Consider the following 3902-nt stretch of genomic DNA (forward strand, 5'->3'; position numbering starts at 1 on the left):
CTGTCCCCAGGCTAAGCCATCGTGGTGGAGGGATATAATTCTAGGTTGCTGATGAAATGTCCTGCAAGGAAGGGATGAAAGGTGGTTTTGCAAATGAAGCGTATTTCTTGCAGGTATTAGGTATGGGATGTAGAAGAAATACGTGATCATTGAAATTATGGGGTGATGACATGGATGAGGAGATAAGTTGGCAGGTGCTTATCCGCAGGGCTATGGAAAAAGAAGCGTCGGATATGCATTGGACCGTGGGGCAACGGCCGCATATGCGGTGTGAGGGCGTATTGGCGCCTGTGGATGGACGCCCGCTTACGGAGCCGTTTATGGCTGGCTTTTGCGCTGTGATCATGGATGAGGAGCAGCGAAAGCGGCTGGCCCGGGAAAAGGATATTGACTTGTCATGGACGTTCGCAGGACGGCGGTTCCGTGTCAATGCTTATTATCAGCAAGGATTTCCAGCCCTTGCTATCCGTCTGCTGCCGGAGAGGATTCCGAGCCTTGCGGATATAGGGGCGCCTAAGGCCTGGCAGAGGATAAAAGCGTTTGACCAAGGGCTGGTGCTGGTGACAGGCAGGACAGGTTCTGGCAAGACTACGACTTTGGCAGCCTTTATCGAGGAGCTGAACCAGGAGAAAGCGTATCATATCATCACGTTGGAAGATCCGGTGGAGTTCTGCTATGTGCCGAAGCAGTGCTTCATCAGCCAGCGTGAGTATGGGAAGGATTTCTTTTCCTTTGCCCGGGCTTTGCGCAGTGCGCTGCGGGAGATGCCGGATGTCATCTTAGTGGGGGAGATCCGTGACCGAGAGACGATGCAGACGGCCTTGATGGCAGCAGCTTCGGGGGTGCTGGTTCTCGGGACACTGCATACACGGTCAGCCGCTGAGGCGGTTATGCGCATCGAGGGGATGTTTCCGCTCGCTCAGCAGGATTCAATCCGGGCGCAGGTCGCTGAGGTGCTGGCCGGGATTTTTGCGCAGCGGTTGCTGCCGTGCTGCCAGGGAGGCCGTGTCTGCATGAGTGAGGTGCTGCTGGCTGTACCGGCGGTACGCAGCTTGCTCCGGCAGGGCAAGTACAGCCAGCTGGAGTCTGTGATGATGAGCCATCAGCAGCAAGGGATGCAGACGGGGCAGGCTGCGGCCGAGCATCTATACCGGCAAAGGCGTATCACGCAGGAAATGTATGAACGATATGGGGAAAGCCTGACGATGGGAGGCTGGCAGGGATGACGGCATATGCGTATGAGGCACGGAACCGCAAGGGGGAGTTGTTCACGGGCCGCGTCAGTGCGGAGTCGCGGCGGGAAGCGGCGCGCCAGATACGGGCAAAAGGCTTGTGGGTTGCCAGTCTGGAGGAGCTGGGACACGGGCGTCATTTTCCAGCCCTTGCCCGCATCAAGGCGATGGCCGCGCCGCAGCCATCGCGGCTGCTGGTGGTGCTGTTCTGCCGGCAGTTAGCGGTGATGTTGTCGGCGGGGATGCCGGTGCATGAGGCGCTGAAGGCGCTGCGGACAGGCAAAGACAGCAGCTATCAGCAGCTCCTCGACAAGCTGCTGGCGGCTGTCATGCAGGGAAAGTCCTTGCATGAAGCGATGCAGGGGTTCCCGAAGGTCTTTTCGGCCCGCATCGTCAGCCTGGTGAAGGCTGGTGAAGTGGCGGGGACGCTGGATGTGATGTTTCTGCGGCTGGCGGATTTTTTGGAGAAGTCCTATGCGGCGCAGGCAAAGCTGAAATCTGTCCTGCTCTATCCGCTGATCTTGGGGGTGACGACCCTGGTGGCCTTTGCCTTCATGACGGTCTTTGTGCTGCCGACCTTTTCGGTGATGCTGACGAGCCTTCATACAGAGCTGCCGCTGCCGACAAGATTGCTGCTGGCTGTTTCCGCCCTGGTGCTTGCGCATGGCCCGGAGCTTTTCCTCGTATCGGTGGCCGTGCTGGTGCTGGCGGCCTATGCCTGGCAGCAGGAAGGTGTCCGGCGCCGGCTTGACCGCTGGTGCCTGCGGCTGCCGCTTTACGGGCGGCTGGTCTGCTTTGCGGAATGGCTGATGCTTCTGGGCACACTGGCAGTCCTGCTGGAGAATGGCATCCGGCTGCCAGCGGCTCTGGCTTTGCTGCCTGAGGTTACGGCGAACTGCTATCTGCGGCTGGTATTGCAGGAGGCACGCCAGGCAGTCGAGCGCGGGCTGCCGCTGCATGCGTCCTTGTGCGCCTGTCCTGGTTTTCCGGCTGTATTGGGCGAGATGGTCCTGGCGGGGGAGAAATCGGGGGAGCTTGAGGTCATGCTGGCCAAGGCGGCAGAGTTTTGCCGTGTCGTCGTGCAGAATGAGTCGCGCCGGCTGCAGGCGCTGGCTGAACCTGCGGCTATCTTCCTGGTGGGCGGACTGGTGTTTTTCTTTGTCCTGTCCATCATCCTGCCTCTGCTCGGTATGATGGATGCCTTGACCTGAGTGGATTTGTGTGTGTTGATGCTGTTTTGTGGGGAAAAAATGCTGTATATGCGCAGGTGGCTAGCCGTGGCTGTTGATTTTTTGTATAATTTTGACTAAATCGATAACCTGTGCTGGGATTGTGAGGGGATTATATGCAGTATCTGAAAAATTATGGGTTTGTCATCTTCATGCTGATCGGCATCGTGTCCGGCACGGCCGTAGGGCTTTGCTGGCCAGAGGCCAAGGGCCTCAAACCGCTGGGCGATCTGTTCATCAATATGATGTTCTGCATCGTGGTGCCGATGGTCTTTGTGTCCATCGCTTCGGCGATTGCCAATATGGGCTCGGCTGGGCGTGCGGGCAAGGTCATGGGCATCACCATCACGACGTTCACCGTGACGGCGCTGATTGCTTCGCTGCTGATGTATGGTGTTGTTTCCTGCATCGACATCGTGCCGGTGGGCTTTTCGGTCAGTGAGATGGCAGCGTCGGCTGCGGAAGTCAAGAGCGTATCCATCAGCGAGCTGGTGGTCAATTTCTTTACGAAGCCGGATTTTGTGGAGCTGTTGTCACGGCGGGCTATGCTGCCGCTGATCGTCGCTGCTGTCATCTTTGGTTTCGGTGTCCAGCTGGCTGGCGGCCGGCAGACCATGACGGCCAAGCTCCTTGATGATCTGTCACGCTGCATCATGAAGACGGTGACGATTGTATCGTATTATGCGCCGATCGGTTTCTTCGGTTTCTTTGCAGATCTGGCAGCCACGTATGGCGGGGACCTGATGGGCGGTTATGCGAAGACACTGCTCGTCTATTGGGGGATGTGTTTTGTCTATCTGGCCGTGTTCTTTCCGCTCTATGCCTGGTTTGGTGGTGGCCGTCATGCGGTCCCGCTGATGTGGCGTCATATTTTCCGGCCCGCTGCCGTTTCCTTCGGCACTTGTTCGTCGGTTGCGACGATCCCCACCAATATCGAGGCGGCAAAGTCAAGTGGCGTCTCGAAGGAGGTGGCAGACATCGTCCTGCCACTCGGAGCGACGATGCATATGGATGGTTCGGCGATGGGCGCGATCATCAAAGTGGCGTTCTTGTTTGGCATTTCGGGCATGGACTTCAATAGCGGCGAAGCCATCCTGGCCATCGCTATTGCGGTATTCTCTTCTGTAGCGATGTCGGGGATTCCCGGCGGTGGCGGTGTGGGAGAGCTGGTGCTGTGTTCCTTCTTCTTCAATAACAGTCCCGAGCAGCTGACAACGGCATATACCCTTGCTCTGGCAATCGGCAACCTGATCGATCCGCCAGCGACCATGGTCAATGCGGCTGGCGATTATGTGTCGACGTATATTGTCTCGAAGTATGTGGACGGCAAGGAGTGGCTGCAGGAGCGGTTGGCTTCTGCAGAGCAGGCATGATTTCAGGATCCATCGAACAGAATATGGCAAGCATAAAAAAGCCACGGGCTATCCAAGCTGGATAAGCC

The 3902-nt window shown here is 57.5% G+C and carries 3 protein-coding genes; all 3 read left to right on the plus strand.

Annotation, left to right across the window (positions count from 1 at the left end; genetic code table 11):
- Window positions 1–170 precede the first annotated feature (170 nt).
- The 3 genes from FZ041_RS14220 to FZ041_RS14230 all read left to right on the plus strand — a co-directional run bounded on the left by FZ041_RS14220 (window position 171) and on the right by FZ041_RS14230 (window position 3834).
- On the plus strand, window positions 171–1226 hold the full coding sequence (locus tag FZ041_RS14220) for a type IV pilus twitching motility protein PilT (RefSeq protein WP_149190048.1): 1056 nt from the start codon (window positions 171–173) through the stop codon (window positions 1224–1226).
- Window positions 1223–2443, plus strand: a complete 1221-nt coding sequence (locus tag FZ041_RS14225; RefSeq protein WP_149190049.1) for a type II secretion system F family protein — start codon at window positions 1223–1225, stop codon at window positions 2441–2443. The genes FZ041_RS14220 and FZ041_RS14225 overlap by 4 nt, the downstream gene beginning before the upstream one ends.
- Window positions 2444–2577: 134 nt before the next feature.
- On the plus strand, window positions 2578–3834 hold the full coding sequence (locus tag FZ041_RS14230; protein ID WP_075442688.1) for a dicarboxylate/amino acid:cation symporter: 1257 nt from the start codon (window positions 2578–2580) through the stop codon (window positions 3832–3834).
- The last annotated feature ends 68 nt before the right edge of the window (window positions 3835–3902 follow it).

The sequence above is a fragment of the Pseudoselenomonas caprae genome (genome assembly GCF_008271345.1).
Classification (GTDB): domain Bacteria; phylum Bacillota; class Negativicutes; order Selenomonadales; family Selenomonadaceae; genus Selenomonas_A; species Selenomonas_A caprae.

Excerpts from the sequence above, each read along its gene's own strand:
- FZ041_RS14230 (WP_075442688.1), top strand. The coding sequence starts at position 2,578 with ATGCAGTATCTGAAAAATTATGGGTTTGTCATCTTCATGCTGATCGGC.
- FZ041_RS14225 (WP_149190049.1), top strand. The coding sequence starts at position 1,223 with ATGACGGCATATGCGTATGAGGCACGGAACCGCAAGGGGGAGTTGTTC.
- FZ041_RS14220 (WP_149190048.1), top strand. The coding sequence starts at position 171 with ATGGATGAGGAGATAAGTTGGCAGGTGCTTATCCGCAGGGCTATGGAA.